The 405-nt window shown below is 57.5% G+C and carries 1 protein-coding gene; it reads left to right on the top strand.

All coding sequences use genetic code 11. The features are described from left to right. Nucleotides 1–4: 4 nt before the first annotated feature. Nucleotides 5–405, top strand: a 401-nt coding sequence (locus tag OO306_RS28475; protein ID WP_369124847.1) for a hypothetical protein, incomplete at its 3' end; no start/stop codon positions are given.

Genomic DNA, 405 nt, shown 5'->3' with positions numbered 1-405 from the left:
GGCCATGGCCCAGGTGCAGCTGCAGGAGTCTGGGGGAGGATTGGTGCAGGCTGGGGGCTCTCTGAGACTCTCCTGTGCAGCCTCTGGAGGCGCCTTCAGTCCCTATGCCCAGAGCTGGTTCCGCCAGGCTCCAGGGAAGGAGCGTGAGTTTGTAGCTGGTATTAGATGGAGTGAACATACAACATACGCAGACTCCCTGAAGGGCCGATTCACCATCTCCAGAGACAAGGCCACGAAGACGGTATATCTCGACATGGACAGCCTGAAACCTGAGGACACGGACGTTTATTACTGCGCAGCGCAATCGAGAGGAGTACTTACGCCTTGGCGTCCAGAGAATTTCGAGGCCTATGACTATTGGGGCCTTGGGACCCAGGTCACCGTCTCCTCACACCACCATCACCA

Origin of the sequence: Pseudomonas sp. DCB_AW (assembly GCF_026240895.1) — a bacterium.
In the GTDB taxonomy this organism is placed as follows: Bacteria; Pseudomonadota; Gammaproteobacteria; order Pseudomonadales; family Pseudomonadaceae; genus Aquipseudomonas; species Aquipseudomonas kermanshahensis.
Note: the sequence above shows the minus strand (reverse complement) of the source record. Positions and strands in the feature narration are given on the sequence as shown.